Here is a 3,482-nt window from a genome sequence, read left to right as displayed (position 1 = left end):
CGCGCAGCACGTTGGGCCCGCGATGCACCAGGGTGTTCTCGACGCCCAGGCCGTTGAAGATCCCGGCGAACTCCAGCGCGATATAGCCGCCGCCGGCGATGACGATCCGCTTGGGCAGCTGCGGCAGGCCGAAGGCCTCGTTCGAGGTGATGGCGTGCTCGACGCCCGGCAGATCGCGCGGCATCCACGGCTGCGCGCCGGTGGCGATCAGGATCTTGTCCGCGGTCGCCGTCCCGCGGCCCTCCATCTCCACGGTATGGGCGTCCAGCAGGCGGGCTCGTGCGTGCACCATCTCCGCCCCGGCGTTCTGTAGGTTGCGGACGTAGATGCCGGAAAGCCGGGCGATCTCCTTGTCCTTCTCGGCGACGAATTTCGGCCAATCGAAGCTCGTCTCGCCGACGGTCCATCCGTAGTCCGCGGCCATCTCGAAGTGGTGGGCGAACTCCGAGGCGTAGACCATGAACTTCTTCGGCACGCAGCCGCGGATCACGCAGGTGCCGCCGACGCGATGCTCCTCGGCGACCATCACCTTCGCGCCGGTCATCGCCGCCAGCCGCGCGGCGCGCACGCCGCCGGAGCCGGCGCCGATGACGAAGAGGTCGTAGTCGTACTTGGCCAAGCTGGCGCTCCTTTACGGTTCGAGGGTCAGCACGCCTTCGGGCGCGCCGACGAGCGCCTGGTCGGCCAGGTCGAGGAACAGGCCGTGGTCGACGACGCCGGTGACGCTCTTCAGCGCCACGGCCAGCATGGCCGGCTCCGCGATCCGCCCGCAGGCGGCGTCATAGATAAGGTTGCCGCCGTCGGTGCGCACAGGCTGGCCGTCCTTCAACCGCAAGCGCGGCGCCACGCCGATGTCGCACTCCGCCAGCGCATCGCAGATCCGCAGCGCCGTGGTCTTGTGGCCGAACGCCACCACCTCGATCGGCAGCGGGAACCCGCCGAGCACGGGGACGCGCTTGGCGGCGTCGGCGATCACCACGCAGCGCTTGGACGCCTCCCAGACCAGCTTCTCGCGCAGCAGGGCCGCGCCGCCGCCCTTGATCAGCGAAAGACCAGGGCCGATCTCGTCGGCGCCGTCCACCGTCAGGTCGATCTCGGCGCTCTCGCCCAGCTCGGCGAGCTTCATGCCCAGGCTGCGGGCGAGTTCGGCGGTGGCCTCGGAGGTGCAGACGCAGGTCACGTCGAGCTGGCGCGCCCCCAGCGCCTTGACGAACCAGGCCGCGGTCGAGCCGGTGCCCAGCCCCACCACCATGCCGCTTTCGACGAGTGCGGCCGCGGCCTCGCCCGCCGCGCGCTTCTGGCTGTCCGCATCGCTCATAGCTTGCCCCTTCACGCCTTCGACCTGGCCGCCTTCTCGGCGCGCTTGCGCTGCCGGAAACGTTCCGCCCAGCCTGGCTTGGTCACCTGTTGGCCCCGCGCCACCGCCAGCGCGTCGGCCGGCACGTCCTCGACGATCACCGAACCGGTTCCGGTGAAAGCCCCCGCCCCCACCGTCACCGGCGCGACCAGGGCGGTGTCCGAGCCGATGAAGGCGCCCTCGCCGATGTGGGTCTCATACTTCCCGAACCCGTCGTAATTGCAGAATATGGTGCCGGCGCCGATGTTGGCGCCGGCCCCGACGCTGCCGTCGCCCAGGTAGCTCAGATGGTTGGCCTTCGCGCCCTTGCCCAGGGTGACGTTCTTGACCTCGACGAAGTTGCCGACATGGGCCTCGGCGCCGATGTCCGCCCCGGGCCGCAGGCGCGCATAGGGCCCGACGATGGCGCCGGCGCGCACGACCGCCCCCTCCAGGTGGCTGAAGGCGCGAATCACCGCCCCGCTCTCCACCGTGACCCCCGGCGCGAAGACCACGTAGGGCTCGACCGTAGCGCCCGGACCGATGCGGGTGTCGTGGGAGAAGTGCACCGTCTCCGGCGCCTGCAGGGCCGCGCCGTCGGCGAGGGCCCGGGCCCGCGCCCGCTGCTGGAAGACGGCTTCCGCCGCCGCCAGCTGCATCGGGGTGTCGCAGCCCATCACCGCGCTCTCGGAGGCGATGTGCGCGCGGACCGAACGGCCGTCGCCGACCGCCAGCGAGACGATCTCGGTCAGGTAGTATTCGCCCTTGGCGTTGTCGTTGCTGGTGCGCCCAAGCCAGCCCATCAGCGCGCCCTTTTCCGCCGCCAGCATGCCGGCGTAGCAGGACCTGGCCGCCAGCTCCTCCGGCGTGGCGTCCTTCGGCTCGGCGATCTTCAGCACCCCGCCGCCGGCCCCGCGGATCAGCCGGCCGTAGAGCAGCGCGTCCGCGGGTTCGAACCCTAGGAGCGCCAGGTCGACGCCCTCGGCGCGCATGGCGAACAGCGGCTCCAGGTCGGCCGGCTGCAGCAGCGGGCAGTCGGCGTTGGTCACCAGCACGTCGCCCTCGAACCCCTCCAGCGCCGGCGCCGCGGCCATCACCGCGTGGCCGGTGCCGAGCGGCGGATCCTGTACGGCGACCGCGCCGGCGCCCAGCCGCTTCTCGACCAGCTCGCGGACCGCCGGGCTATGAGTTCCCACCACCACCACGACGCGTTCGCAGCCGACCTGTTCGACGGTGTCGACGACCCGGTCGAGCAGGGTGCGCCCGCCGACCTTGTGCAGCACCTTGGGCGTCGCGGACTTCATCCGCGTTCCCTGGCCGGCGGCGAGGATCACGGCGGCGCGGGCGGTCATGGGCTCTTGGCCTCCGAGGCGAGTCATGCGGCGGGTGCGCGAGCCTTACCAAGCCTTCGCGGCTGGCGCGAGAAGCGCTTGCGCCGGACAACGGCTGCGGCTAGCGCCAGGACATGGCGAAAGCACGAAACTCCCTCGACGGCGCCACCATCGCCTTCGACCTCGACGGCACCCTGGTCGACACCGCTCCCGACCTGATCGCCGCGCTCAACGTGCTGCTGGACGCCGAGGGTCTGCCGCCCCTGGCGCTGACCGAGGCCCGCCCCTTCATCGGCCGCGGCGCGAAATGGCTGATCGAGCGCGGCTTCCAGGCCGCCGGCGCGCCCCTGGAAGAGGCCCGCGCGCCCGAGCTGTTCGACCGCTTCATCGCCCGCTACCTCGACCATATCGCCGACGAAAGCCTGCCCTTTCCCGGCGTCGAGGCCGCGCTTGACCGGCTCAAGGCCTGCGGCGCGCGGCTCGCCGTCTGCACCAACAAGCGCACCGACCTGTCGCTCGCGCTCTTGAACGCACTCGACCTGACGCGCCGATTCGACGCCGTGGTGGGCGCCGACGCCACGCCCGCCTGCAAACCCGACCCGCGGCACCTGACGACGGCCGTCGCCGCCGCCGGCGGGGTAATGGAGCGCGCCGTCCTGGTCGGCGACGCCGGCACGGACGCCGGCGCCGCACGCGCCGCCGGCGCGCCCCTGGTGCTGGTCAGCTTCGGCTACACCGAGATCCCGGCCGCCGAGCTGGCGCCCGACATCCTTATCGACCACTTCGACGACCTGCCCGGCGCTTGCCAGCGTCTC

General features: G+C 71.8%; 4 protein-coding genes. 1 reads left to right on the top strand and 3 read right to left on the bottom strand.

The genetic code is table 11. From position 1 onward, the window contains the following. The 3 genes from VJS38_RS05325 to glmU all read right to left on the bottom strand — a co-directional run. On the bottom strand, positions 1-619 hold a 619-nt coding region (locus VJS38_RS05325; RefSeq protein ID WP_324087115.1), incomplete at its 3' end, for an FAD-dependent oxidoreductase. 12 nt (positions 620-631) lie between these two features. Beyond that, positions 632-1,318, bottom strand: coding sequence for a ribose-5-phosphate isomerase RpiA (gene rpiA / locus VJS38_RS05320; RefSeq protein ID WP_324087114.1), 687 nt, complete (start codon positions 1,316-1,318; stop codon positions 632-634). 11 nt (positions 1,319-1,329) lie between these two features. Further along, positions 1,330-2,715 (bottom strand): bifunctional UDP-N-acetylglucosamine diphosphorylase/glucosamine-1-phosphate N-acetyltransferase GlmU, encoded by a 1,386-nt coding sequence (gene glmU, locus VJS38_RS05315; RefSeq protein WP_324087113.1) that lies wholly within the window; start codon positions 2,713-2,715, stop codon positions 1,330-1,332. Between the two features lie 86 nt (positions 2,716-2,801). On the opposite strand from glmU, the gene gph reads away from it, so the two are divergent. After that, positions 2,802-3,482, top strand: a 681-nt coding sequence (gene gph / locus VJS38_RS05310) for a phosphoglycolate phosphatase (RefSeq protein ID WP_324087112.1), incomplete at its 3' end; no start/stop codon positions are given.

It is taken from the genome of Phenylobacterium sp., from assembly GCF_035276905.1.
GTDB lineage: Bacteria > Pseudomonadota > Alphaproteobacteria > Caulobacterales > Caulobacteraceae > Phenylobacterium.
This window is presented reverse-complemented; position numbering and strand designations above follow the sequence as displayed.

Excerpts from the sequence above, each read along its gene's own strand:
- rpiA (WP_324087114.1), bottom strand. The coding sequence starts at position 1,318 with ATGAGCGATGCGGACAGCCAGAAGCGCGCGGCGGGCGAGGCCGCGGCC.
- glmU (WP_324087113.1), bottom strand. The coding sequence starts at position 2,715 with ATGACTCGCCTCGGAGGCCAAGAGCCCATGACCGCCCGCGCCGCCGTG.